This is a genomic window from Bifidobacterium pseudolongum subsp. pseudolongum DSM 20099, from assembly GCF_000771225.1.
Classification (GTDB): Bacteria; Actinomycetota; Actinomycetes; order Actinomycetales; family Bifidobacteriaceae; genus Bifidobacterium; species Bifidobacterium pseudolongum.
This window is the reverse complement of record NZ_JDTZ01000005.1, coordinates 192,052-217,612: the sequence shown is the minus strand read 5'-3', so window position 1 is coordinate 217,612 and position 25,561 is coordinate 192,052. Positions and strand designations below refer to the sequence as shown.

Annotated in this window: 20 protein-coding genes and 1 pseudogene; 9 read left to right on the top strand and 12 right to left on the bottom strand. The window is 62.3% G+C overall.

Annotated elements, in window-relative coordinates; translation table 11 throughout:
- Positions 1-102 precede the first annotated feature (102 nt).
- The 4 genes from OU02_RS09240 to OU02_RS05580 all read right to left on the bottom strand — a co-directional run bounded on the left by OU02_RS09240 (position 103) and on the right by OU02_RS05580 (position 3,733).
- Positions 103-639 (bottom strand): alpha-amylase family protein, encoded by a 537-nt coding sequence (locus OU02_RS09240; protein WP_051918336.1) that lies wholly within the window; start codon positions 637-639, stop codon positions 103-105.
- A 482-nt stretch (positions 640-1,121) separates the two neighbouring features.
- Entirely contained in the window at positions 1,122-1,694 is a 573-nt protein-coding gene (locus OU02_RS05590; protein ID WP_033489228.1) for a hypothetical protein, read from the bottom strand.
- Between the two features lie 123 nt (positions 1,695-1,817).
- Positions 1,818-2,300 carry a Dps family protein gene (locus OU02_RS05585; protein WP_033489227.1) on the bottom strand — a complete coding sequence of 161 codons (483 nt, stop codon included), beginning with the start codon at positions 2,298-2,300 and terminating at the stop codon, positions 1,818-1,820.
- Between the two features lie 98 nt (positions 2,301-2,398).
- On the bottom strand, positions 2,399-3,733 hold the full coding sequence (locus OU02_RS05580) for a hemolysin family protein (RefSeq protein WP_033489226.1): 1,335 nt from the start codon (positions 3,731-3,733) through the stop codon (positions 2,399-2,401).
- Between the two features lie 254 nt (positions 3,734-3,987).
- On the opposite strand from OU02_RS05580, the gene OU02_RS05575 reads away from it, so the two are divergent.
- The gene (locus OU02_RS05575) at positions 3,988-4,893 is read left to right on the top strand and encodes a DUF559 domain-containing protein (RefSeq protein ID WP_033489225.1); all 906 of its coding nucleotides are present in this window, start codon (positions 3,988-3,990) and stop codon (positions 4,891-4,893) included.
- A 140-nt stretch (positions 4,894-5,033) separates the two neighbouring features.
- Here OU02_RS05575 and OU02_RS05570 read toward each other — a convergent pair whose 3' ends face one another.
- On the bottom strand, positions 5,034-5,717 hold the full coding sequence (locus tag OU02_RS05570; protein ID WP_033489224.1) for a carbonic anhydrase: 684 nt from the start codon (positions 5,715-5,717) through the stop codon (positions 5,034-5,036).
- Between the two features lie 100 nt (positions 5,718-5,817).
- On the opposite strand from OU02_RS05570, the gene OU02_RS05565 reads away from it, so the two are divergent.
- Positions 5,818-6,930 (top strand): LacI family DNA-binding transcriptional regulator, encoded by a 1,113-nt coding sequence (locus OU02_RS05565; protein ID WP_033489223.1) that lies wholly within the window; start codon positions 5,818-5,820, stop codon positions 6,928-6,930.
- 61 nt (positions 6,931-6,991) lie between these two features.
- On the opposite strand, the gene OU02_RS05560 is transcribed toward OU02_RS05565, so the two are convergent.
- Genes OU02_RS05560 through OU02_RS05545 form a run of 4 tightly spaced genes read right to left on the bottom strand, consistent with a single transcriptional unit; the run spans position 6,992 to position 11,233 of the window.
- A complete protein-coding gene (locus tag OU02_RS05560) occupies positions 6,992-7,231 on the bottom strand; it encodes a hypothetical protein (RefSeq protein WP_033489222.1) in 240 nt (79 codons plus the stop codon).
- Positions 7,232-7,262: 31 nt separating this feature from the next.
- Positions 7,263-8,477 carry a multiple monosaccharide ABC transporter permease gene (mmsB, locus tag OU02_RS05555; RefSeq protein ID WP_033489221.1) on the bottom strand — a complete coding sequence of 405 codons (1,215 nt, stop codon included), beginning with the start codon at positions 8,475-8,477 and terminating at the stop codon, positions 7,263-7,265.
- Positions 8,474-10,030, bottom strand: coding sequence for a sugar ABC transporter ATP-binding protein (locus OU02_RS05550; protein WP_033489220.1), 1,557 nt, complete (start codon positions 10,028-10,030; stop codon positions 8,474-8,476). Before OU02_RS05550 ends, mmsB begins: the two co-directional genes overlap by 4 nt.
- A 30-nt stretch (positions 10,031-10,060) precedes the next feature.
- The gene (locus OU02_RS05545) at positions 10,061-11,233 is read right to left on the bottom strand and encodes a substrate-binding domain-containing protein (protein WP_033489362.1); all 1,173 of its coding nucleotides are present in this window, start codon (positions 11,231-11,233) and stop codon (positions 10,061-10,063) included.
- 221 nt (positions 11,234-11,454) lie between these two features.
- Between OU02_RS05545 and OU02_RS05540 the strand changes: the two genes are divergently transcribed.
- The 3 genes and pseudogenes from OU02_RS05540 (at position 11,455) to OU02_RS05530 (ending at position 13,864) form a co-directional block, all read left to right on the top strand.
- Positions 11,455-12,693, top strand: a complete 1,239-nt coding sequence (locus tag OU02_RS05540) for an ROK family transcriptional regulator (RefSeq protein ID WP_051918337.1) — start codon at positions 11,455-11,457, stop codon at positions 12,691-12,693.
- An 82-nt stretch (positions 12,694-12,775) separates the two neighbouring features.
- Positions 12,776-13,474 (top strand): annotated as a pseudogene (locus OU02_RS05535) (ATP-binding cassette domain-containing protein); the annotation flags it as partial.
- A gap of 54 nt (positions 13,475-13,528) precedes the next feature.
- Positions 13,529-13,864, top strand: a complete 336-nt coding sequence (locus OU02_RS05530; RefSeq protein WP_033489219.1) for a hypothetical protein — start codon at positions 13,529-13,531, stop codon at positions 13,862-13,864.
- Positions 13,865-13,928: 64 nt separating this feature from the next.
- Here OU02_RS05530 and arfA read toward each other — a convergent pair whose 3' ends face one another.
- On the bottom strand, positions 13,929-15,470 hold the full coding sequence (gene arfA / locus OU02_RS05525; protein ID WP_033489218.1) for an arabinosylfuranosidase ArfA: 1,542 nt from the start codon (positions 15,468-15,470) through the stop codon (positions 13,929-13,931).
- 306 nt (positions 15,471-15,776) lie between these two features.
- Between arfA and OU02_RS05520 the strand changes: the two genes are divergently transcribed.
- The 4 genes from OU02_RS05520 (at position 15,777) to OU02_RS05505 (ending at position 20,982) form a co-directional block, all read left to right on the top strand.
- On the top strand, positions 15,777-17,396 hold the full coding sequence (locus tag OU02_RS05520) for a xylulokinase (RefSeq protein ID WP_033489217.1): 1,620 nt from the start codon (positions 15,777-15,779) through the stop codon (positions 17,394-17,396).
- 52 nt (positions 17,397-17,448) lie between these two features.
- Positions 17,449-18,141 (top strand): L-ribulose-5-phosphate 4-epimerase, encoded by a 693-nt coding sequence (locus OU02_RS05515; protein WP_022857911.1) that lies wholly within the window; start codon positions 17,449-17,451, stop codon positions 18,139-18,141.
- Positions 18,142-18,262: 121 nt separating this feature from the next.
- A complete protein-coding gene (araA, locus tag OU02_RS05510; protein ID WP_033489216.1) occupies positions 18,263-19,780 on the top strand; it encodes an L-arabinose isomerase in 1,518 nt (505 codons plus the stop codon).
- A 338-nt stretch (positions 19,781-20,118) separates the two neighbouring features.
- Positions 20,119-20,982 (top strand): aldo/keto reductase, encoded by an 864-nt coding sequence (locus OU02_RS05505; protein WP_033489215.1) that lies wholly within the window; start codon positions 20,119-20,121, stop codon positions 20,980-20,982.
- Between the two features lie 21 nt (positions 20,983-21,003).
- Here OU02_RS05505 and OU02_RS05500 read toward each other — a convergent pair whose 3' ends face one another.
- Positions 21,004-22,254, bottom strand: a complete 1,251-nt coding sequence (locus tag OU02_RS05500) for a Fic family protein (RefSeq protein WP_033489214.1) — start codon at positions 22,252-22,254, stop codon at positions 21,004-21,006.
- Positions 22,255-22,752: 498 nt separating this feature from the next.
- Positions 22,753-25,509 carry a phosphoenolpyruvate carboxylase gene (locus tag OU02_RS05495; RefSeq protein ID WP_033489213.1) on the bottom strand — a complete coding sequence of 919 codons (2,757 nt, stop codon included), beginning with the start codon at positions 25,507-25,509 and terminating at the stop codon, positions 22,753-22,755.
- Positions 25,510-25,561 lie beyond the last annotated feature (52 nt).

The following is a 25,561-nucleotide window of genomic DNA, read 5'->3' as shown; positions in this document are numbered from 1 at the left end:
CCAACGATTGCCGTAATTGATTGCGGTGCCGTTATCCCCGCATCCTCCTTCGGATTTGGTGTGGAATAGGCTTGTGTTTTTCCAGCTGGATTCGATTGCGTTTCAGTCGGAGCTGAAGTGGCTGATCACGGCGTCCACAATCACGCGGATGCCGTATTTGTGCGCTTCGGCGGTCATGGCCTTGAGGTCGTCTTCGGAACCGACGACCGAATTGCTGATCGAGGTACCGGCCGGCTGGTAGACGTAATACCGGTTCTCGGTGAACTGCTTTCCCTGTATGGGGCCCTTGATGACGCTGATCGGCGAGGTCTGGATCGACGTGTAGACCGCGTCCGCGATCTCGGCCATGTGTTCCTTCATTGTGTTGAACGACCACATCCACGCGTGCAGGATCGAACCATAGTTCATTTCCTTGGCCAGGCCGTTCTGGGTGCGCGCGGCTTCGCACTGCGCGTTGCCGAGCGTGCGGTCGTAGCTCGTGGTGGTGGTCGCCTGCGCGCTGGATGCACCGATGGCGAGGCCGCCGATGAGTGTCGCTGCGGCTGCGATGCCGGCGGCTGTCTTGGTGATGAATCCGCTCATCGTCGAGCGACGATTGGCTCCGGTGCGCAGACCGGTGCCTTTAGACAGGGGTGTCATGTCCGCTGTCTCCTTTTCTTTGAAGGGATCTTCGGTTGTGCGCCGCGCGGTGCGGCGCTGCGGTCCTGCCCGCTGGATGGGGGGGGGGGTGCGCCGTCGGATCAGGTGCCTTCCTTAGGGCGAAGCGATGGTGCTTCGGTGCGCAATCATTGTGCAACCGTTTGCGGAAACATCCTGTGCAGTGATTTGGAATCTTATGTGAAATGCAGCCGTAAAAGGTTCTGCGAATTAGATTAAAGACAACGTAGTCATCGCATTTCGGTCGTTATGTCAGAAGAGGAACAGTGGAGTAGGGCCGCTGCGTGCCAAGTTTTGAGCCAGCCGAATAATGCATGTTTCGAGCCGAAGGTGTAAGAAACGAACATGCAGCGTGGGTAAAACCACCACTATGAAAGACATCGTTTGCAAAAAGATGGTGGTTGTGTCGTCTTTGGACGACACAACCACTGCATACGGGTATTGCAATCGAGGAGCGGACGGCTTTACGCGCTGAGTCCCTCTGCAACCTGTTGCCTGGCGAGCTTCTCGGCTTGCTCCTGCAGCGCCTCCATTTCGGCCTTCCGCTGTTCGAGCATCTTGGCCAACGCTTCTTCGCGCTCCTTGGCTTTCGTACGCTTGCCCGCCATACCGGTGCGCACATCGTCCATCGCTGTCTTCAGCTCCTGCGCACGGCCTTCGAAATTCTCGGCGAGCTGCGGCTTGTAGTCGAGCAGCCCTTCCATGCCTTCGATATATGCGGCAAGCATGTTGCGCGCCTCGAAAGCGGTGGCGTTGCCGACTGACTCCTTGTATACCTCGCGCGCTTCGTCGAGGCGCTTCACAAGTGCGGCGCGCGAAGATGCGAGCTTTTCCGCCTGCGCCATGTTCAGCGCGGGCGTGGTGCCCGGCACTTCGCCCACCAGGGTGACGTTCTGTGTGTTCTGCTCGCACGCCATGGTGGAGCTGCCCGCCAGTTCCCACCATGTGAGGCCGCCCACTGCGATCACCCCTGCCGTGACCGCCGCGACAACGGTCATCATTGTGCCACGCGTGTTTTTGTCTGTGTTCCCAAGCATGATTCCGCCTCCTCGCCGAGTCTTGCTTCAACCCCCGCTCTTGGCTCACACTGTACCGCTGGCGCATGGGAAAGGCCCCGGCGTGTTCACGCCAGGGCCTTGGAAAATCCTGTGGATCGTGGGTCAGTCGATCAGGTGCGAACGCATGAACCACTGGAACTGCTCGAGCTTGAGCACGTGGTCCTGCACGATGTTGGAGCTGATCACGTCAAGGTCGTCGAGCTCCTTGATCGCCTCACGGTCGTCCTTGATGAACGAATCGTAGTAGGCGTCGAGCGCGCGCAGGTATTCGAGCGTGTTCTGGCGGCCTTCGAGTTCGAACTTCGGCCAGGTGCGGAAGCGCACGATGTCGTCGGGGCGGCCGCTCGGCGAGCCGCCGAGTGCGGCGATGCGTTCCGCGGTCTCGTCGGCCATCGCGAGCACTTCGTCGACCTGCGGGTCGAGCATCTCGTGCACGGCGATGAAATTCGGGCCCGCCACGTTCCAATGCGCGTGCTTGAGCACGAGCGCCGCCTCCTGCTCCTGGCTCAGACGTTCCTGCAGAATGCCAATGACCTTTTCCGAAGTCGCCTCATCGAGCCCCGGGATGATGAATGAGAGTGTCATGTGCGTGTCCTTTCGTAGTGACTGATATATGTCTTGTCTCGAGCTTACGTGCGGCGGCGGAGAGTTTCCTGACCGTGAGCTGACAGCCTAACGGTATGTCAGTCTTCGGCCTTGGCGGTGGTTTGCGCGGGCTCCGGATTCGGGGACTGCTTGCGCACCTCGATCGTCTCGATGCGGCGGCCGTCCACCTTGGTCACGGTCATCGTGTAGCCGTCGTCCGAGGTGTAGGAATCGCCGACTTCGCCCATCTTGCCGGTATGGGCCAGGAAGTAGCCGGCCACCGTCTCGTACGGGCCATCGGGCAGTTCGATGCCGGTCAGGTCGTCGAAGTCCTCGATCGTCATGCCGCCGTCCACGCTTGCGGCGCCATTGACGAACACATTGGCCGGTTCGGCGCCCTTCGACCTCTCTTCGGGCAGGTCGTATTCGTCGCGGATGTCGCCCACAAGCTCCTCGGTCATGTCTTCGAGCGTCACAATGCCGTCGGTGCCGCCGTATTCGTCGATGACCGTGGCCAGATGGATGCCGCGTTTGCGCAGCAGCGCCAGGCTCGGCAGCAGCTTGGAAGTGCCCGGCAGCGAGATGCCGTCGCGCACCACGTCGGCCACGGTCATGCCGTCCGGGTTCTGCACGTCGAGCAGGTCGCGCACGTGCACGAAGCCGAGAATGTCGTCGAAATCCTTGCCGGAGACAGGGTAGCGCGAATAGGGCATGTCGCGCACGAACGCGGCGGCCTCGCGCAGCGGCATGTTCGCGTTCAGGAACGCGACATCGGCGCGCGGGCGCATGACCTCGGCCACAATCGTCTCGGAGGCATCGAACACGTCGTCGAGGATGGTGCGCTCGTCGTTGGAGAGGTTCGAGTTCGAGCTGACGAGCACGCGGAGCTCTTCGTCGGTAACCTCCGACTCGGTCTCGTTCGGGTCGAAGCCCAGCAGGCGCACAATGCCGTTGGTGTTCTTGCCGATGAGCCAGATGATCGGCTTGCAGATCTTGGCGAACGCGGAAATCGCCGGCACCACGGCGCGGGCGATCTGTTCGTTGCGTTGCATGGCGATGCGCTTCGGCACCATTTCGGAGATCACGATCGAGCAGTACGAGATGATCAGCGTGAGCACGATGGTGGTCAGCGGTGCGGCCACGTTGCTTGGTACGCCCCAGCCTTCCACGACCGGTACGATGAACGGCGAGATCGAGGATTCGCCGAACGATGCGGAAAGGAAGCCGGAGAGCGTGACGCCGATCTGTACGGTGGAGAGGAATGTATTTGGGTCGCGGGCGATTTGTGCGACGCGGGCGCCGCGCGCGTCTTCCTGTTCCATTTGGTCGATCTGGGAACCGCGCAGCGAGACGAGCGCAAGCTCCGTGCCGGCGAACACCGCGCCAAGCAAGAGGAATACGAAGATGAGCAGAATGTTCAAACCTAAAGACATGCCTCAAGCGTAGGGCATTGGCAGGGCAATTATGAGGTTGGGGTGTATCTGCGATTGTGGGGTGGGCCTTCTTGAGGCCAACGCCTTTGAATACGACATTGCGCCATTGTGTGTTGTATTTTTCTTAGCCTATGAAGGTTTGTGGCGGAGGATGCCCACCCCACAATCGCAGATATCGATCTCGCGTATCCACATATCCACAATTGGTGCGGGGCCGTTGGCGTGGAGGTGGGTCCTGTGCTTGGGTTGCGGGTATGGGCGAATCGAAACAAAGCGGGGAGTTGCGGCGCATACGCCGTGAAGTGCTTCAGGAATGCTCCGTGCAACAAGCTAGGATGCACACGCCACCGGTGTTCTGCCGCATGACGGCATTGGCATTGTTGGCGATCGAACGCCCTCGCATGCCCGGGCGCGATGGGATGCGCCTTGAACGTGTGATAGCCACCGCGAATGAGCATCATGGCCTTGCTGGCATCCGTGATGTGCGGTGGGCGGGGGTGATCCAAACACAGATAGTGGATAATACGGTGTGTTGCACATCGCCGGAATGTACGTGGGTGATGATGGCGCGGGTATTGAGTCCGGCGGAACTTGTGGTGCTCGCTGACAGCATGATGCGGCGCGATCCGTGGCTCAAGCGCACCTCGGTCGAACGCCTTGAAACATATCTCGATCGGCTGGGTGAGTGCCCGGTCAAGGTCTGGAGGCTGCGGGCCTGTAGGCGTGCATTGCGTCTGGTGCGTGAGAATACGGATTCCTCAATGGAGAGCCGTGTTCGTCTGGTGTTGGAAAGCTATGGTCTGGGAGTGCCGGAGGTGAACCATCCGGTGGTGAACCCGCACACCGGCCGCTTCATGTATTTGGATATGGCGTATGTCGATCTGAAGATCGCCATTGAATATGATGGCCAATTCCATGCGGACCAATGGGAGGCCGACGTGCATCGACGCCGCCTTCTCGACGAGTTGGGTTGGGATGTCGTCCAAGTGACCGCTGCCGATATGCGCACGGAAGGCGACCGGCATGCCTTGGCGTTGAGGGTCGCGCAGCATGTCAGCCTGAGGTTGGGGCGGAGGGTGCGCGTGCGGGTGCCTCTTTCGGTCGGGCAGCTCATGGATGGGCGGCGCCGCGTTGAACCACGTTGGGCGCTCGCCGGTTGATGTAACTTCGATTGTGGGGCGCTTTCCTAGGGAATCGATATCCTTAATTGCGACACTCTGATATCAGGTGTTGTATATTTTTTAGCCTATGAAGGTTTGTGGCGGAGGGCGCCCACCCCGCAATCGCGAATACCGCGCCGCTAGAAGCTGAGCACCTCCACAAGGCCGGATTCCAAGCGGTAGCGGGCGCCCACAATCATGAGCTTTTCCTGCGCGAGCGCTTCGCGGATCACGTCCGAGTGCGTCACGAGATACTCGATGGTGCGCGCGATATGCACCTGCTCATATTCGTCGGGGGAATCGAGCCCGGCCATCTGCGCCTGCCAGACCGAAAGCCCCGCATTTTTGAGGAATTCGGAGTCGGAGGCCATGATCACGTCGTCCAGGTTCTCCATGAGTTGTTCGCGTGTCATCGGCGTGCTGCCTTGTGATTCGGCCTGAAGCTTGGTGATGAGCGCCTCGAGCTCATCGGCGCCCTTCTGCACGGCGGCGCAATGCTGGTGCCCCAGCACCACAAGCAGGCTCACATGCAGCCCGGTCACCGCGTACTCAAGCGATTGCAGCACGGCGGGGTCGATCATCTGGCCGGCGGTGCGCACGGTGAACATGTCGCCAAGCCCCGCGTCGAAAATGATCTCCGGTGGCACGCGTGAATCCGAGCAGCTGAACACCACGGCGTCTGGGTTCTGCGTGTCGATGAGCGATTCGCGCGTCTCCTTGTCTTGCCACGGATGTTCGGCCTTGCCTTCCGCGAAGCGCCGGTTGCCCGCGAGCATGCGGCTCCAGGTGCTGTTCGCGGTGGTCTCTTCGGTGCTTTCGGTCATGGTGACTCCTCTGGTTGCTGCGGCTCATGCGTTAAGGTAAATCATAGAAGCTTTTGAATACAGCGCGCTTTTCGATGCGCGCAATCACGAGGAGGTGGCGATGGCCGACCGCAAAAGGGCAAAGCGCCCCTCGATTTTTGAGGTGGCGAAACTTGCTGGCGTGAGTCATCAGACCGTCTCGCGCGTCATCAACGATTCCCCCAATGTCTCCGCGGCCACGCGAGGGAAGGTGGAGCGCGCAATCGCGGAGCTTGGCTACCGCCCCAGCAATTCCGCCCGCGCGCTGGCCTCGAACCGCACGCGCACGATCGGCATGATCGCCGGCGGCCAGCGCTTCTATGGCCCGGTGACGGCGCTGTCCTCGATCGAGGCCACGGCCCGTGCCCACACGATGTTCGTCTCGGTGGCGATGGTCCATGAGGCGGAGTGCACCCAGCAGGAGTTTGACGACCTGTGTGGCATGTTCATGCAGCAGGGTGTGGACGCGTTTATTTTCCTGACCCCCACGGATGAGATGTTTCAAGTGGCGTGCCGTGCGAAGGTGACGCAGCCGTGCGTGATCATCACGTCCACGCATGGTGCCGTGAGCGTGGGCGAAGGCATGCGCATGCTCAACGCGCGCCACCGTCGCCGCGTTTCGTTTGTAGGCGTGGACCAGTGGGGTGGCATGGCTTCCGTGATGCGGCTGATCCGCAAATACGGCCACCGCAATGTGCTGTTCTTCGCCGGACCCAACCAGTGGCGCGACGCCCATACGCGACTGGTGGCTTGGAACAAACTGTGCGCGGAGAACAAGGTGAATTCGGTGACGGTGCAGTGCGGCGACTGGGAGTCGGCCGACGCGTACCGCCGCATGAACCATATCCTCGACAACATCGGCTCGAACGGTGGCCGCCTGCCCACATGCGCGGTGTGCTCGAACGACGTGATGGCGATCGGCGTGATCCGCGCGCTGCTCGAGCATGGCGTGCGTGTGCCCGATGACATCAGCGTGACCGGTTTCGACGATATTCCCGGCGTGAGCAACCTGTATCCGCCGTTGACCACGGTGCGCCAGGATTTCGATGATTTGGGCGTGATGGCCATGAAGGAGGCGCTCTTCTTAATGGGCGACAGCGACGAGCCCGGCTATCCGGCTTCGCACCACGGCGTGGGGTTGGTCTCCGCCGACCTGATCATACGGCAGTCGGTGCGTACGGCGTCACGGTGCTGACATGCGAAAGTGGGGGGTCCGTGGACCACGGACCCCCCACTGGGTATTCACTGCATCATATTCATTTGGCGTGTTCGTCTGTGTTGCCTGACTGTGGCGCCTCCTTCGTGTTCCAGCCGAGCACCGCGTTCACCGCGCAGTACCCGGTGACGATGATGAGGCAGATGCTGAAGATGACATTCGACCAGCTGAAGAGCTCGCCCGCGTTGTTCGCCTCCACACAAGTCTGGACGAGCCAGATCGCGCAGGCCACTGCGGTGAGTGCGTAGAGCCGGGCGCGTGCCGCCGATGTGATGTTCATGATATGCCTCTTTCGTTGATGATGTGGTGGTTCAGCTCTTCTTGCGCTTGGAGAGGATGTCCACGGCCACAGCGCCTAGGAGCACGAGGCCCTTGATCGTCTTCACCACTGCGGTGTCGACGCCCATGATGGACAGGCCCTGGTTGATCACGCCCATGACGAGTGCACCGACCACAGCGCCCGGGATGGTGCCGACGCCGCCGGTGACCGCCGTGCCGCCGATGAAGCAGGCCGCGATGGCGTCCATTTCGAATTCCATGCCGGCCTGTGCGGTGGCGGAGGAAAGTCGCGAGAGCACGCAGACCGCGGCGATGGCCGAAAGGAATCCCATGTGCACGAAGAGAGTGAAGTCGACGCGCTTGGTGTTGATGCCCGAGAGGATGGCCGCCTTGCGGTTGCCGCCCACCGCGTACACATGACGTCCGAACACCGTGCGGGTGAGGATGAAGTTGTAGACGAAGACGAGCACGCCCAGAATGACGAGCATGATCGGGATGCCGCCTTGGTCGGCGTTGCCGGAGAGGGCCAGCAGGTAGGTGACGAAGCCGATGAGCAGCGTGGCGATGACGATCTTGGTCACGGTGAGCGCCATGGGCTCAGGCGTGAGACCGGCCTTGGCCACCTTGCCGCGGCGGCGCAGCTGGCTCCATGCGAAGAGCGCGATGCATGCGATGCCGACCACGATGGTCAAGCCGTCGAACGGACCCCACCACCCAAGCAGCTGCGGCAGGTAGTTGCGGGCGATGCCGCGGAACTCCGGCGAGGTGATCGGCACGGATTCACCGACGATCACGGTGGCGAGGCCGCGGAAGATGAGCATGCCGGCCAGTGTGGTGATGAAGCCGGGGATGCCCACATAGGCCACCCAGAAGCCCTGCCAGCAGCCGATGATCAGGCCGACGACGAGCGAGATGAGGATCGCGAGCATCCAGTTGACGCCCTGCCGTTCCATCAATATGGCGCACACACCGCCGACGAAGGCCACGATCGAGCCGACCGACAAATCGATATGCGTGGCGATGATGACCATGACCATGCCGATGGCGAGGATGATCACGTAGGCGTTCTGCTGGATGAGCGAGACGAAGCTGTTGGGCTTGAGCAGCACGCCCTTGGTGAGGAATTCGAAGACGAGCACGATGACGACGAGCGCGCCGACGATGCCGTATTGCTTCGAGTTGTTCGCGAGCGTAGCGAGGACGCCGTCGCTCTTCTTCTTTGCTGGGGCTGCATTGACGGTGCTCATGATGCAACCACCTCCTTCTCCTTGGTCATGCCTTTCATGAGATATTCCTGGGTGAACCCGTTCTTGCGCACATCATCGGTGACGACGCCCTGACTGACGGTGTAGATGCGGTCGCAGATGCCGATGAGTTCCGGTAGCTCCGACGAGATGACGATCACGGCCTTGCCGGCGTCGGCCAGCTGGTTGATGATCTCGTAGATCTCGTATTTCGCGCCGACGTCGATGCCTCGCGTCGGCTCGTCGAGAATCAGGATGTCCGGGTCGGAGATGACCCATTTCGCAAGCACAACCTTCTGCTGGTTGCCGCCGGAGAGTGTGCCGACGTTCACATCGATGCTGTTGCACTTGATGCGGAAGTCCCGGCGGTATTCCTCGACTTCGCGCTGCTCGATGTTGTCGTTCATGATCCCGTGCGAGCTCATCTTTTCGAGCGATGCCAGCGAGGCGTTCTCTCGGATGTTCTGCAGCAGGTTCAGCCCGTACACCTTGCGGTCCTCGGTGGCGTAGGCCAGCCCCGCGTTGATCGCGGACTGCACGTTGGGCAGGTTCACTTCCTTGCCCTTGACAAACACCTTGCCCGAGATCCTGGAGCCGTACGAGTGCCCGAAGAGGCTCATCGCCATCTCGGTGCGCCCCGCGCCCATGAGCCCCGCAAGGCCCACGATTTCACCGGAATGCACGTTGATGTTGGCATGATCCACCACGACCCGGTTCTGGTCGAGCGGGTGGTGCACGGTCCAGTCCTCGAGGCGCAGGTACTCCTCGCCGGGCTCGTTGGACTCATGCTTCGGGTAGAGGTTGGTGAGCGAGCGCCCCACCATCTTGCGGATCAGTTCGTCCTGGTCCAGCGGCGTCTCCGGGGTGACGAACATCGTGCCCACTGTCGCGCCGTCGCGGATGATTGTCACATTGTCTGCGATGGCGGCGATCTCGTTGAGTTTGTGGCTGATGATGATGCTCGTCACGCCTTGCTCGTCGCGCAGCTGGCGCACCAGGTCGAGCAGGTGGGCGGAGTCCTCGTCGTTGAGTGCGGCGGTCGGCTCGTCGAGGATCAGCAGTTTGACGTTCTTCGACAACGCCTTGGCGATTTCCACGAGCTGCTGCTTGCCCACGCCGATGTCCATGATCTTGGTGTCCGGGTTCTCCGGCAGACCCACGCGCTTGAGCAGCTCGGCCGCCTTGGCGCGAGTCTCGTCCCAGTTGATCACGCCGCCCTTCGCCTGTTCATTGCCGATGAAGATGTTCTCGGCGATCGAAAGGAACGGGCTGAGCGCGAGCTCCTGGTGGATGATGACGATGCCGTCGGCTTCGGAATCCTTGATGGTGCGGTACTTGCACTCCTTGCCGTCGAAGGTGATGGTGCCTGAATACGAGCCGTACGGGTAGACGCCCGAAAGCACGTTCATCAGGGTGGACTTGCCTGCGCCGTTTTCGCCGCAGATCGCATGTATCTCGCCGCGTTCCACCGACAGATTGACGCCGGAGAGCGCTTTGACCGGACCGAAGGTCTTGACGATGTTGTTCATCGTCAGAATCGTGCTGTTGTCTGCCATGACGATCCTTTCCCTCAGACGCGCCGCCCGCTAGCGGATGGCCTCGCCCTTGGTGAGCTTGTCGAAGCGTTCCTGCGTGAGGTACTTCGCCTTGACGAGGTCGTCGAGGTTCTCAACGGTGATGTTCTGCGGGTCGAGCAGCTTGGAGGGCACGTCGACGTTGTTGTTGTTGAATTCGCCGTTGATGCCGGTGACCTTCTTGCCTTCGGCGATCTCGATGATCATGTCGTACACCGCGTCGGCCAGTTCGTCCACGTTCTTGAAAACCGTCTCGCCCTGCTTGCCCGCGGCGATGTTCGACACCGCGATCTCCATGGCGTCCTGTCCGGTGATCGGCGGCCAGGATTCGGTGCCCGGCTTCATGTCCGGACGCTTGGCCTCGATCGCGTTGATCACGCCCTGCGCAATGCCGTCGTACGGGGTGAGCACCGCGTCGAGTTTCCTGCCGCTCGCATAGGTGGAATCGAGGATCGACTCCATATCTTTCTGCGCCTGTTCGGTCTTCCACGACTGCACCGAGATCTTCTGCCAATCGTCGACGGTGAAGTCCTTGGTCACGCCGCCGCCGTGGTTGGACGGGCAGACGAGCACGCCCTTTTCGAAGTACGGCTGCAGGATGTCCCACGCGCCCTTGAAGAAGTATTTGGCGTTGTTGTCGTCGGGCGACCCGGTGAACAGCTCCATGTTGAACGGTCCCTTTTCGCCGTCGTTGAGGCCCAGCTGGTCGACGAGGTATTCGGCCTCCAGCTTGCCCACCTGCTCGAGCTGGAATGTGGCGTAGTAGTCCACGGCGTCGGTGTTCATGATCAGGCGGTCGTAGGCGATCACCGTGGCGCCGGCGTCTCGCGCCTTCTCCACGGCGGGGCCAACGGCGGAGCCGTCCTTGGATGCGACGACGAGGATCTTGGCGCCTTGGTTCACCATGTTCTCGATGTCCGCGTTCTGCTGCGCGGGCTTGTCGTCCGCATAGTTGAGAACCACGTTGTAGCCGGCGTCCTCAAGCTTGTTCTTGAGGTTGTTGCCGTCTTTGTTCCAGCGTTCCTCGGACTTGGTTGGCATCGAAATGCCGATTGTCGCGCCTTTCTCGAGTTTCTGGGTGCCACCGGTCTGCTCGAATCCGGAACGGGTGGATCCGCATGCGCTCAAACCGGCGCATATCGCCAGACTGCTGATGAAGGCTGCTATCTTGGTGATGCGTTTCATCTGCTCCATCTCCTTCGACGGAATGTACAGCGTCTCTGCCGCGATCTCGATGAGATCTACAGTCAGGATACGCCCTTGTGTTAAGTTGTCAAACTCAACACGGCGTGTTTTTTGATACTGAGTTCATGTTCTGAACTCAGTACGGGGATTTTCTGCACATTTTCCATGATTTTCGTGTATCCAAGACTGATTTCCCGCGCGCGCCCTTTATGCTGGTGTGTATGGCAGGACGATTCTCGAAGAGGAAGCTGGGCTCGCAGAGCTCGCTGCGTGAGGCGAACCGCGCCAACCTATTGGAATCGATCCATAAGTTCGGCGCGATGACACAGGTGGAGCTCGCCGAGATCATGGGCGTCTCCACCGCCACGATCTCCGCGCTCGTGCACCAGCTGTCCGACGAAGGCCAGCTCGAGACGCACGGCACCGTGCGCAACGGGAGGCGCGCGCAACTCGTCACGCTCGCGCGCCACAACGGCCTGGTCGCCGGCGTGCACATCACGCGCCGGGGCCTGCGCGTCGTGCTGTGCGACGACACGCGCACGCCGTACATGGAGCACCATTACCCGCTCGCGCGCAACCACATGCCCGACACGACGCTCGACATCGCGGCGCGCATGATCCGCGAATCGCTTGAACAGATGGACGCCGGGGCCGACGAACTGCTCGCGATAGGCGTGGCGTTGGGCGCGCCGGTCGACAAACGCACGCGCATGCTCGCGGTTCCCGGCCTGCTGCCCGGCTGGGGGGACGTGGACATCGCCGCGGTGTTCCGCGGCATGTTCGACGTGCCGGTGATCGTGGACAACGACGCGAACATGAGCGCGTTCTGCGAGGCGCGCGTGGGTGCGGGCGGCGGCATCGAGGATTTTGTGTACGTGAACGCGAGCGACGGCGTGGGTTCCGGCATTGTGCGCGGTGGCGAGGTGCACCACGGCGTGACCGGCCTCGCCGGCGAGATCGGCCACATCCAGGTGGACCCCTTGGGCGCCATATGCCAATGCGGCAACCGTGGCTGCCTCAATACGATCGTGGACGAGCAGCGGCTGACGTCGCTGCTTGCGGTGACCCACGGGGACCTCACACTCAACGATCTGGTCTTGAAGGCGAATGAGGGCGATCCCGGCTGCCGGCGTGTGATCGCCGACGCCGCGGTGCGCATCGGCAATGTGGTATCCACGCTGTGCATTTCGGTCGACCCCGAGCTCGTGGTGGTCGGCGGCGAACTTGCGCAGGCGGGCGAGGTGTTCCTCGACCCGTTCCGTGAGGCGTTGCAGCGGCTGCTCTTCCCCGATGCGTTGACACCGATCGCGGTGCTCGAAGCGAAACTGCCGAAGATCAATGGGGCGTTGGGAGCGGGCATCATGGCGATGGAGAACGTGGAACGGGCGGCCCTCAATGGCGGCCGTTCCCAGAAGGGCAAGCAGGGGGAAGGCAATGAGCCATCAGTCAACGTTGATTGAACTGCGCGAGGTCTCGAAACGCTACGGGAACGTGGAGGCGCTGCGCGACGTCGACCTTGTGGTGCAGACGCGGCAGATCGTGGCCGTGGTCGGCGACAACGGCGCTGGAAAATCCACGCTCGTGCACGTGCTGGCCGGGCTTGTGCAGCCAGACGCCGGCAGCATCGCGGTGCGCGGCGAGACGGTGCGGCTCGACAGCGTGGCCAAGGCAGCGGAACTGGGCATAGCGTCGGCGTTTCAACAGCCGCAGTTCTGCGAGAACCTCGACGTCTCCGCGAACATCTTCCTGGGGCGCGAGATGCGCCAAGGGCTTTCGGTGCGCGACGACGCGGGCATGTACGCCAAGGCGCGCGAAGTGCTCAACACACTGTCCACACCGGTGCGCGCGGGGCAGAGCATCGCCTCGCTTTCGGGCGGCCAGCGGCAGACCGTGGCCATCGCGCGCACACTGCTCAACAATCCCAGTCTGATTGTGCTCGACGAGCCTACGGCCTCGCTTTCGGTGACGCAGACGGCCGAAGTGCTCGATTACATTGTGCGGCTGCGGTCGGCCGAACGCAGCGTGATCATGGTCTGCCACGACCTGCCGAACGTGTTCGCGATAGCCGACCGCATCGTCGTCATGCGGCACGGTGCGGTGTGCGCTGTGCACGCCACCGCCGACACCACGTACGAAGAAGTGATCGCGGAGATCTCGGGCGTGAGCAAAGGCGCGGTGGCCACCCGCATGCGCGCACGGGCCTCACGGGCGCGCATGCCGCGCTCGGGCGAGGCGGAATAGTTTTCGTGGGGCCGCAATGGTGCGGTTCCCTGCCCAACCAAGGAAGGTGCACACATGAACACCACTGAACTCATCGTCTCCATTGTCGTCGGCATTGGCTGCTGCGCGCTGGGCATGTTCCTGGGATCGATGCCGCTCAAGCGTGAGCAGATCACCGAGGAACAGAACAAATACCAGCAATTGGGCGGCCTGCTCGCATGCGGCCTTGTGGTGATCCTGATGCTGCTGAGCATGGACATCGCATCGTGGGTCGCGATCGCGGCGCTCGCCGTGGGCGTGGGCATCTGCCGCGTCCCGGCGGTGCGGCGGTGGCTGCTGGCGCAGTTCCCCATGCTCAAGCCGGCCGAACCGCAGTCGCCGTTGCGCAAAGCGAAGCCGAAGAAGCGCTGACCGGCCGATCAGTGCTTCTTCGACGAGCGTTCCACCAAGGTGAAACCGGATGTGTGCACGCGTGTCAACGTATCTGGATGGCTGTCCAGCTCACCGGTGGAAGCGTGACCGAGACGGTTCCGCTGTGCATTGAGGCGGAGTCATTGGTGTATGGTTCCACGCGGTGTTGGTCGTGGAGTGTGTTGGCGGCGAGGATGTCGTCGTCATGGAGGGTGCGGGCCTCGATCTCATGCGGTGTGAAGCCCTCCGGCAGTTTGATGTCGAATGTGCATTCGTCGTCCAACGAGCGGTTGGTGACGAACACGGCGACGGAGCCATCCGCTCCGCGCACAGCCACGGCGTTCGTGGAGGCCACATCGCCGTAGCGGTCGGTGTGGTATTGGGGGGATTCGATCTTGGGTTCCAGCACGCTGCCGCCCTTGGCCCAGGCGGCGGTGAGCGAGAACGGGTAGAAGGTGGTCTGCCGCCATGCAGGGCCGTTGGGTTCGGTCATGATCGGCGCGATCACGTTGACGAGCTGGGCGAGCGACGCGGCATGCACACGGTCGGCGTTCTGCAGCAATGTGATGAGCAGGTCCCCGACCACCACCGCGTCCGCCACTGAATAAATGTCTTCGAGCAAACGGGGCGCTACTGGCCAGTTGCCAATGCCTTCGGGGTTCTTGCTCGGTTCTTCCCCCATATACCACACGTTCCATTCATCGAATGAGATGTACACGTTGTGGTCGCTTTTGAGTCGCGAACGGGTGGCGTCGATGGCGGCGCCGACGTCTTTGATGAAGCCGTCCATGTCCACACCGGAGGCGAGGAACGACGCCATGTCGCGCGAGCCGTCGGGCATGATCTGCGGGAAGTAGTAGGCGTGCGCGGAGACGAAGTTCACTTTGTCGAAGGTGTGTTCGAGCACGGTCTCTTCCCACTTGCCGAACGTGTCCATCGTGTGGCTCGACGAACCGCAGACCACCAGCTCAAGGCCTGGGTCGATCATGCGCATGCCGGCCGCGACCGAAGCGGCGAGTTTGCCGTAGTCCTCGGCGCTTTTGTGCCCTGTTTGCCACGGGCCGTCCATCTCGTTGCCCAGGCACCACATGCGGATGTCGAATGGGTCCTTGGCGCCGTTGCGGATGCGTTCCTTCGACCGGGCCGTGCCGTCGGGGACGTTCGCGTATTCCAACAGGTCGAGTGCTTCGGCCAGGCCGCGGGTGCCGAGGTTGACGGCTTCCATGAGCTCGTTGCCACCGGCCTTGCGCAGCCACGAGGCCATCTCGTGCAAGCCGAATTGGTTCGTCTCGGTGGAATGCCACGCCAGATCGAGGCGGCGGGGGCGGTCCTGCTTGGGGCCCACGCCGTCTTCCCAGTTGTAGCCGGAGACGAAGTTGCCGCCGGGGTAGCGGATGGTGGTGGCGCCCAGTTCCTTGACCAGGTCGATTACGTCCTGCCGGAACCCCTCCTCGTCAGCGGTGGGATGCCCTGGCTCGTAGATGCCGGTGTATACGCAGCGTCCCAGATGCTCGACGAATGACCCGAACACCCGGTCGTGCACCGGGCCGACCTTGAATTCGTCGTCTACCACGAGCTTGGCATGTGTTTCAGTCTGCTGTGTCATATGGCCTCTTTGTCCTTTCTGCGGTACCCGACACGAAGGTTCACGCGCAATCGGCATGGGTTTCGGCGTCGAAGCCCGTACCGCTACTGTGTGTGTATTTCAAAGTACCGCGTGTGTGGCCCCCAACACGCAGGATGGGCGCCGACGATCAGCCAAAGACTGAAATGCCAACACTTGCTCGGCGTGTTGACCTGCCGGTGCTCACCGAAGGCAAGTGCTATTTTGGTCCCTCGGCGTGTTTCCATGTATGTGAGCGCTAACATAGAGATAGCCAACAACGACGTGCACATTCATACGGGAGGAACGATGTCGGATTCGCAAGACCAGGTGGCCGAGAAGATCAGCAGCGGGCGCACGTCCCTCGGCATTGAGTTCGGCTCCACGCGCATCAAGGCCGTGCTCATCGACGATGAGCGCAATACCATCGCCACCGGTGACTACGGCTGGCAGTCGCATCTCGTGGACGGCCTGTGGTCATACGACGTGGACAAGATCTGGCGCGGCCTGCAGAGCGTCTACGCCGACGTCGCCGACTGCGTGGAGGCGCAGTACGGGCAGAAGCTCGTGCGCATCGGCCAAATCGGCTTCTCCGCGATGATGCACGGGTATCTGGCGTTCAACGAAGACGGCGAGCTGCTCGTGCCGTTCCGTACATGGCAGAACACGAACACGAGCGAGGCTCACGAACGCCTTTCGCAGCTGTTCCAATACAACATCCCCGAGCGCTGGTCAATCGCGCATCTGTATCAGGCGGTGCTCAACGACGAGCCGCACATCGGTTCGGTGCGCTACTTCACCACGCTCGCCGGCTACGTGCACTGGAAGCTCACAGGCCGTAAGGTGCTGGGCGTGGGCGACGCCTCCGGCATGTTCCCGATCGACCCGGAGACGAAGACCTATGAGCGGGCGTTCATCGAGCAATTCGACGCGCTGCCCGAAGTGGCCGCGCAACCGTGGAAACTCGAGGACCTGCTGCCCGAGCCGCTCGTCGCGGGCACGCCGGCCGGCACGCTCACGCCGGAGGGCGCGGCGCTGCTCGACCCATCCGGCGTGCTGCAGCCGGGCGTTGCGCTCGCCCCGCCCGAAGGCGATGCGGGCACCGGCATGGTGGCCACGAACTCCGTGCGCCGCCGCACCGGCAATGTCTCCGCCGGCACATCGATCTTCGCCACCGTGGTGCTCGAGCACAAGCTGTCCACGCTGCGCCCGGAAGTCGATCTGGTCACCACCCCGGCCGGCGATCTGGCCGGCATGAGCCACGCCAACAACTTCACCTCGGATCTGAACGCGTGGATCAACCTGTTCCGCGAATTCTCCCAGCTCAACGGCGGTTCGGTCAGCGACGCCGACCTGTACGGCGAGCTGTTCCGCAGCGCGATCAGCGAGCAGGCGGACCCGGACGCCGGCGCCATGCTCGCCTACCCGTTCCGCACCGGCGAATTCCTGGCCGGGCTCGCCGAGGGCCGCCCGCTGTTCGTGCGTGAGCCGGAGGCGCGGTTTAACCTCGCGAACTTCATGCGCGCGCAGTTGTTCGGCGCGTTCTCGCCGGTCACGATCGGCATGAATGTGATGACCCATGACGAGGGCGTGCAGATCGATTCGCTCGTGGGGCATGGCGGCATCTTCGCCACGCCCGTTGTGGCGCAGCGCATCCTCGCCGCCGCGTTCGATACGCCGATCCGCGTGATGACGACGGCGTCGGAAGGCGGCGCGTGGGGCATGGCGGTGCTCGCCGGCTATCTGCGGCATGCGGACACGCCGCTCGCCGATTATCTCGACGAAGTGGTGTTTGCAAATGCGCAGTCCGTGACGGAGGACCCGCAACCCGCCGATGTGGAAGGATTCCGCATGTTCTTCGCGCGGTTCATGCAGGCGCTGCCGGTGGAGCGCACGGCGGTCGAATGCATGCCGATCGGCGGCGAATAATCGTCCAGCAGTCAATCCAACAGTCATTCAGCCAATACGGAAAGGAACAACAATGGCAACGCTCGCAGAGTATGGGCCGGAGGTCCGCGCGGAAGTCAAGCAGGTGCGCGAAGTGGTCGCGTCGCTGCACGAACAGCTCATCAAGTGGAATCTCGTCGTGTGGACGGCCGGCAACGTCTCGCAGCGCCTGCGCACCGCGGACCTGATGGTGATCAAGCCCTCCGGTCTGCGCTACGAATACCTGACGCCGAGCTCGATGGTCGTGTGCGACCTGGACGGCAATGTGGTGGACGGTGCGGAGTCGCCGTCGTCGGACACCGCCTCGCACGCCTACATCTACCGCCATATGCCGGACGTGTACGGCGTGGTGCACACGCACTCCACGTATGCGACCGCGTGGGCCGCCACCGGGCAGAACATTCCCTGTGGCCTGACGATGATGGGCGACGAGTTCGGCGGAGATGTGCCGGTCGGGCCGTTCCGCCTGATCGGGTCCGAGGCGATTGGCGAAGGCGTGGTGGAGACGCTCAAGCAATACCCCAAGTCGCCGGCGGTGCTGATGCAGAACCACGGCCCGTTCACCATCGGCAAGGACGCCGAGGCCGCCGTCAAGGCCGCGGCGATGACGGAGGAAGTGGCGCACACGATGTGGGCCGCGCGCCAACTGGGCGAGATCATCCCGATTCCGCAGGAAGACATCGACAAGCTCAACGACCGCTACCAGAACGTGTACGGGCAGCACTGAGCGATTGTTATCCACAACCGGATCCACAGCCGTGCATGGCGCGCGGCGGCAATCCACAATCAACGACACAACCCCAATACCCAATATCAATCCCAATGTCACAGTGAAGTGAGGAATCAACATGGCAATGGACAACCCATTCGAGGGCAAGGAAATCTGGTTCGGCGTCGGGTCGCAGGACCTGTATGGCGAAGAGGCGCTGCGCCAGGTGGCGCAGCAGTCCACCGAGATCGTCGATGCGCTCAACGCGAGCGGCCGGATCCCCGTCAAGCTCGTACTTAAGCCGACATTGAAATCGTCGGACGGCGTGCGCCGCTTCATGGTCGATGCCTCCGCGGACGACAACTGCATCGGTGTAATCACCTGGATGCACACCTTCTCCCCGGCGAAGATGTGGATCCGCGGTCTTGAGGCACTGAAGAAGCCGCTGCTGCAGCTCAATACGCAGCACCACTTCGAGATTCCGTGGAACACAATCGACATGGACTTCATGAATCTCAATCAGGCCGCGCATGGCGACCGCGAATACGGCTACATCGTCACGCGTCTCGGCATTCCGCGCAAGATCGTCGTCGGCCACTACACCGACCCGGCCGTCGCCGACAAGATCGGCGTCTGGGCGCGCGCGTGCGCCGGCTGGCAGGCCTCGAACACGATGAACGTGATGCGCTGGGGCGACAACATGCGCAATGTTGCCGTGACGGAAGGCGACAAGACCGAAGCGGAGCGCGTGTTCGGCGCCTCGATCAATACGTGGGCCGTCAACGAGCTCGTCGCAGCCTACAATGCGGTCAAGGAAGACCAAGTCAAGGACCTCATCGAGGACTACAAGGCGAAGTACGAGATCGCGCCCGAACTGCTCGACAAGGACTATGATTCGCTGTTCATCGCCGCGCGCGAGGAATGCGCGATGGTGAACATGATGCGCGCCAACAACTGCACGGCCGGCGTGGACAACTTCGAGGACCTGGGCGCCCTGCCGCAGCTGCCGGGCGTGGGTCCGCAGCGCTTCCCCTCGGAGTACGGCTGGGGCTTCTCGGCCGAAGGCGACTGGAAGACCGCGGTGCTCGTGCGCATCGGCGCGGTGATGGGCTACGGCCTCGACGGCGGCGCCTCGCTCATGGAAGACTATTCCTACAACTTCACGCCCGGCAATGAGATGATCATGGGCTCGCACATGCTCGAAGTCTCGCCGTCCGTCGGCACCATCGCCAAGCCGCGTCTGGAGATCCACCCGCTTGGCATCGGCGGCAAGGCCGACCCGGTGCGCCTTGTGTTCACCGTGGCGCCGAAACAGGACGCGGTCGTCGTCTCGCTCGCCGACGTGCGTACGCGCTTCCGCATGCTGATGAACGTCGTCGACGTGGTCGAGCCGCTCGGCTCGCTCGACAAGCTGCCGTGCGCGCGGGCGCTGTGGAAGCCGGAGCCGAACCTCGAGGTCTCCGCCGAATGCTGGCTGCGCGCGGGCGGCTCGCACCACACGTGCATGACCACGTCGGTCGGCCGTGAGGCGTGGGAGGACTTCGCGCGCATCGCCGGCGTTGAACTCGCGACGATCGACGCCGAGACCACGCCACGTGAATTCGAACGCGAACTCGAGATCGAAGACATGTACCACGAGCTCAGCAACCGCCACTGATTGATCAGGACTTACTTTCCCCTTTCCTTCCTCCTGCCATGCGCCGGTGCCCATTGGATGCCGGCGCACGGTTTTCTGCGCCCGGTTCCGGGGATTATGCCTCTGGCGTCTGTAGACGGCTGACGATTCGCCGTTTACGTCACTGTTTTCGCCGTTATGGTCACTTTTTCGCTGGATTGATGACGATAACGGCGAAAACAGTGAGCGAAACAGCGAATCCAGAGGGCAGCGCGTAGGAGGGGTGGCAAGTGGTGCAGGGCGTAGGACCTTGCTGAACTTGATCACCAGCTGTATGCGCGGTGCTAGCATCGGTCGTAGATATACAGAAAGGCGCACTTATGAGCACGCTCGCTGACCAGATCCCGAACATCCCCCTCATCACCCTGCACGACGGCACGAAGATCCCGCAAATTGGGTTGGGTGTGCTGCGCATCGACGACGAAGGTGTGGTACCGGTCGTCGAATCGGCGCTGGAAATCGGCTATCGGCACATCGACGGTGCCGCCGGATACAACAATGAGGAGGGCGTGGGGCGCGCGCTCGCCGCGACCGGTTACAACACCGGTGAGAAGCGCGCGTCACTGTGGATGACCACGAAACTGCGCGATTCCGAGCAGGGCTATGATTCCGCCATGCGCGCGTTCGACCGTTCGCTCGAACTGCTGCAGCTCGACTATGTGGACATGTACATGATCCACTGGCCCACGCCGTTCGACTGGCGTAGCGGCGAAACGTGGGAGGCGTTCCGTAAATTGCGCGAAGACGGCCGTGTGCGCACGCTCGGCGTCTGCAATTTCATGCCCGAGCACCTTGACCGGTTGTTCGATGAGACAGGCGAGTACCCGACCGTCAATCAGATCGAACTGCACCCCACATGGCAGCAGCGCGATGTCGTGGAGTATTGTCGCGCGCACAACATCGCGGTGGAGGCGTATTCACCGATGGCACGCGGCGCCGATCTGGCGAACGGCGTCGTCGAGCGCATCGCCGAGGCGCACGGTGTGACGCCTGCGCAGGTGATCCTGCGTTGGCACATCGAGAACGGCACGATCATCATCCCGAAGTCGGTGCATGCCGAGCGCCAGCGTGAGAATCTCGACCTGTTCGGTTTCGCGCTGACACCGGAAGAGCATGCGCAGATCGACGCGCTCGACGGCCCGACGCGCGCCGGCCATGACCCGATGACCTTCACGTATGCGTGAGCGGTACTGAGGCAAAGCCCGTCATTCCGGCAGCTCGCCCGTGTACGCGAACGTGAGTGGACGCCGTTTGGTGAATGTGATCAGGTCAGCCCGCTCGAGTTCCTCCACGGTTTTGCGCGCGCTTTGTTTGGACAGGTGGAGATGTTGCGCGGCGGCATCAAGTGACATGCCGTCCCGACCGCCGAAGACGGCCTCCTGCATGAGCGCGAACAATGTCTGCCGCGCATGCTCGGACAGTCGATGTTCGCGCCCGAGGTCGTCGCAATGCGCGCTGAGCCTGCCCAAACAGTTCAACTGCCGCGTCAACCGTTCGATGAGCTCGGTCTGCGCCTGTGCGATGCACTCGAGTAGCATCTGCACGAAGAACGTGAGCTCGCCATGGTTGAGTGGATTCTCCACGCTGCTGAACGCCTTGTAGTACCGCTGTCGGTTGTCGGCGATCGTACGCGAAAGCGAGAGCACGGAGGGCAGCGTGAGCGTGGGTCGTAAATTCAGTGCGAGTAGGTATCGGCCCATACGGCCGTTGCCATCGTAGAACGGATGCGTGTATTCGAACAGGAAATGCGCGGCGGTGGCCGCCAGCAGCTGGGGGATCCGCTCGGACTTCATCAAGGCGAGCATCTGGGTGAGCAGCTCATTGATGCGTGCCTCGCTGTGCGCGCCGGTGTGCACGACACGCTCGCCTGCGCCGATGATCTCCACGTCGCCGTTGCGGAATAGTTCGCCGTCAGGGCGGTCGTCGTCAGTGATCTCGTCGCCCACCACGTCGTCGTAGATCGTGCGTAGATCGTCAAGCGTCTGCGGCAGCTGTGCCTGTTCGTCGGTCAGGCCGAGGTAGAGGCGGGCGAACTCTTCGAAGCGTACCGTGCGGTAGGGGTCGTGTGGCGCATTCGATGCGGTGTGCCCGGCTTCATGCTGTGCCGTCTCGACGGCGTCCTGCACCTCTTTGCGTGTGCTGCGCACGCCTTCGATGTCGTTGGTGGAGAGGATCTCCTCGCTGATCGCATGTACGATGTAGCTGTGCTTCATGATGCGTGGAATGCCGTTCCACAGCACCGCGATCGAGCTTTCGCGCGCAAGCACATCGTTGAGCTGGCGTGTGAGCTCGCGCGGCATGCCGATGAACAATTCGCCCAGCTTCGTGGCGATTCCTGTGCGGAATGTGGAATCGGCGGTCAGACGTGCGTGGGTGAGCTCTCTGAGATGGGCGGGCGCGGCTGTGGACGCGTCCATGTGGAACAACGCGGCGAGCGGCCTGTATTCATCTGCCATCAGGCACCCCTTATTGATACTCCATAGTGTTTTCGTGCGATATACGAGGTATTCTAGCGCGTTCGGCTCGCTCTTATTGATGGTTTGTGTAAATTAGAGCACACGATTCGCTGCAAAACATCACTTTCGAGGTTGCTTATTTATAGTTTGTATGAATAAGGATGCGTGGAGTATCGCCAAACGTGGTGTGTAGCGGTTCTTTTCTATATAAGCTGTCATTAGGGGGATTCGCCGTTTTCGTCACTGTTTTCGCTGTTATGGTCATCTATCAAGCAAAAAGATGACCATAACAGCGAAAACAGTGACGAAAACGGCGAATCCGCTGGGGTGTTGAGGGCGGCGGGTGGCAGGAGTGTTGGGGGTGTTCGGGCATAAGGGGCTATATCAACAAGGGGTGTGGGCCAGTTCGAAAGAACCGGCCCACACCCCTTGTTAGGGAGGCTGCCGTCACCGCGTCCATGGTTACCGTGATGGCAGCCTACTGCATGCTGCTTGGCATCAGCCGGTGTTCTGGAGGCCGGCGGCAACGCCTGAAACGGTGCAGAGTATCAGGTAGATGAACCCTGCCTGCTGGCTCTTCGAGAGCTCTTCCTTGTCCACCTTCTTACGCAGCGAGCGCAGTGCGAGCACCTGCGTCACCGAAAGCGCGTCGACGTACGGCGAGCGGATGCGGATCGCCTGGCCGAGCACATGGCGGTGCTGGAGCGGCCATGCGTCGCCCACGATCTTGAGCACCCACTTGCGGGTGAGCTCCATCTCGTTGAGCACCTTGTCGCGCAGGTCGTCGCGGTCGCCGAGCGCCAGATACATCTTGGCGATGCGCTCGTCGGTCTTGGCGAGCGACATCTCGATGTTGTCGATGAACGTGGAGAACAGCGGCCATTCCTGATACGCCTTGCGCAGCGTGTCCAGATCGCCGAACGCCTCGCACGCCGAACCGAGGCCGTACCATGCGGCCAGATTGATGCGCGCCTGGGCCCACGAGAAGATCCAGGGGATCGTGCGCAAATCGTCGAGCGACTTCGCGCCCAAGCCGCGCTTGGCGGGGCGGGAGCCGATCGGCAGCAGGCCGATTTCGGTGAGCGGTGTGACGGTCGAGAACCACGGCGCGAAGTCCGGCGTATTGAGCAGGTCAAGGTATGTTTCATGTGAAACTTCGTTGAGCTTGCTCGCCATCGGCGCGAACTTCTCGGTCATCTCGGTGTTCGTCTTCTCCACGCTCGGCGCGGACTGCAGCAGCGTGGCCGCGGCCACGGACTCGACGTGGCGAATCGCCAGCACCGGGTTGCCGTAGCGCGCGAAGATGACCTCGCCCTGCTCGGTGAGCTTGAAGCGGCACTTGACCGAATCCTTCGGCTGCGCGAGCACAGCGCGGTTCGCCGGGCCACCGCCGCGGCCGACGGCGCCGCCGCGGCCGTGGAACAGCGTCAGGTCGATGTCGTTCTCGTCCGCCCACTTCGCGATGCGCTCCTGCGCGGAGTGCAGGGCGAGCGTCGCGGTGGTGGGGCCGGCGTCCTTCGACGAGTCGGAGTAGCCGAGCATGACCTCGAGTTTGCGGCCGGTCTGCTTGAGACGCGCCTGCACCTCGGGGATCTTGATCATTTCGTCGAGCACGTTCACCGAGTTCTCAAGATCCTCGAGCTGCTCGAACAGCGGAATGACGTCGATGACCGGCGCATCCTCCGGATTCGCGAACGAAAGGCGGTTGAGCTCGTAGACGTCACGCACGTTCTTCGCGCTCTTCGTGAACGAGATGATGTAGCGGCGCGCGGCCTTGACGCCATTGCGGCGCTGGATCGCGCCGAGCGCGCGGAACGTGTCGAGCACTTCGTACGTCATCGGCTGGAGCTGGCCGCGCTCGCCGTGCAGGCCGTGCTCGCGGATGTCATCGAGTGCGCGTGCGTGCACCACGGAGTGCTGGCGGAACTCCATCTCAACCATGTGGAAGCCGAAGGTCTCGGTCTGCCAGATCAGGTCCTGCAGGGGGCCGTACGCGGCGCGCTTGGCGCCGGCTTCGGCCAGCGAACGCTGCACCACACGCAGGTCGGACAGGAAGGCGTCGCACGTGTGGTACATGAGGTCGTGGTCGCGCTTGATCGTGTAGTGCAGGCGGTCGGCCATCACGAGCAGCACCGCGCGGTGCATCTCCTTGGTCGAGATGAGCGAGGCCTTGCTTGTCAGGCGTTCGCTGATCTCCTTCTGCTGGTTCCACAGCGCGCGCAGCTCGTCGCTCGGCGGGGTGGTCTCGGCCTCCATCGTCATGTTGCGGCCCACGGTGCGTGTGGCCTCTTCAAGCGCGGCGAGCACGTGGTCGCTGAACTTGCGGGCCACCTGGCGGCTCACCTTGGCGGTGACGTTCGGGTTGCCGTCGCGGTCGGAGCCGATCCAGCTGCCGGGGTGGAAGAACGCGGGGCACACCGGTTCCACGAGGCCGGCCTCATCGCCGAGGACCCAGTCGTCGAAGCGGCGGTAGACCTGCGGGATCGTATGGAAGAGCGTGTTGTCGAAGATGTCGAGGATCGTGTCCGCTTCCTCAACGGGCGTGGGCTTCTTGAGTGCGATCGGGGATGTGCGGAACAGCGCGTCGATCTCGTTGTACAGACGGCGCAGGTTCTCTTTCTTGTCGGAGCCGCCGAGGTACTTGTGCACGCTGAGCAGCTCCGCGATACGGCGGATCTTGCCTTCCACGGCCTTGCGGCGCGCCTCGGTGGGGTGCGCGGTGAAGACCGGGTGAAACTCGAGGTGTTCCAGCAGTTCCTTGGCGTGGGCGGGGCCCATCTCGGCGATCAGCTGGTGGTAGGCCTTCGTCATTTCGTTGGCGGGGTCGATCGCCTGCTTGTCGTCCACCTTGGCTTCGCGCTCATGCAGCACGGAGACGCGGTAGTTCTCCTCGCACAGGTTCGCCAGATGGAAATAGGTGGCGAACGCGCGGGCGAGCAGCTGCGCATCGTGCAGGTTCATCGCATCGATGGTCTTGACGGCCATCTCCAGATCGTCGCGTTCCGGGTGGGTGTCGGTGAGCACACCGGAGAATCGCTCGGCGCTGGCGTCCACTGCATACTGGCGCACGGTGTCGAACGTGGCGAGCAGGGATTCGTCGTATTCGGCGAGCACGCCGCGCAGGATCTCCAGGCACAACTCCATGTCGTTGCTCAACGAGTCGGGGAGTTTGCGTTCCTCGGGGGCTTTTGTGCCCAGACCGGACGTGACCACGCCGGTATCCGCGGGAGTGAGTGGTTGCTCTTGATCAGTCATTCAGACCTCCTTCTCCAAACATCGGGTTGCTCGGTCAGTCGGTCCTCTGCGG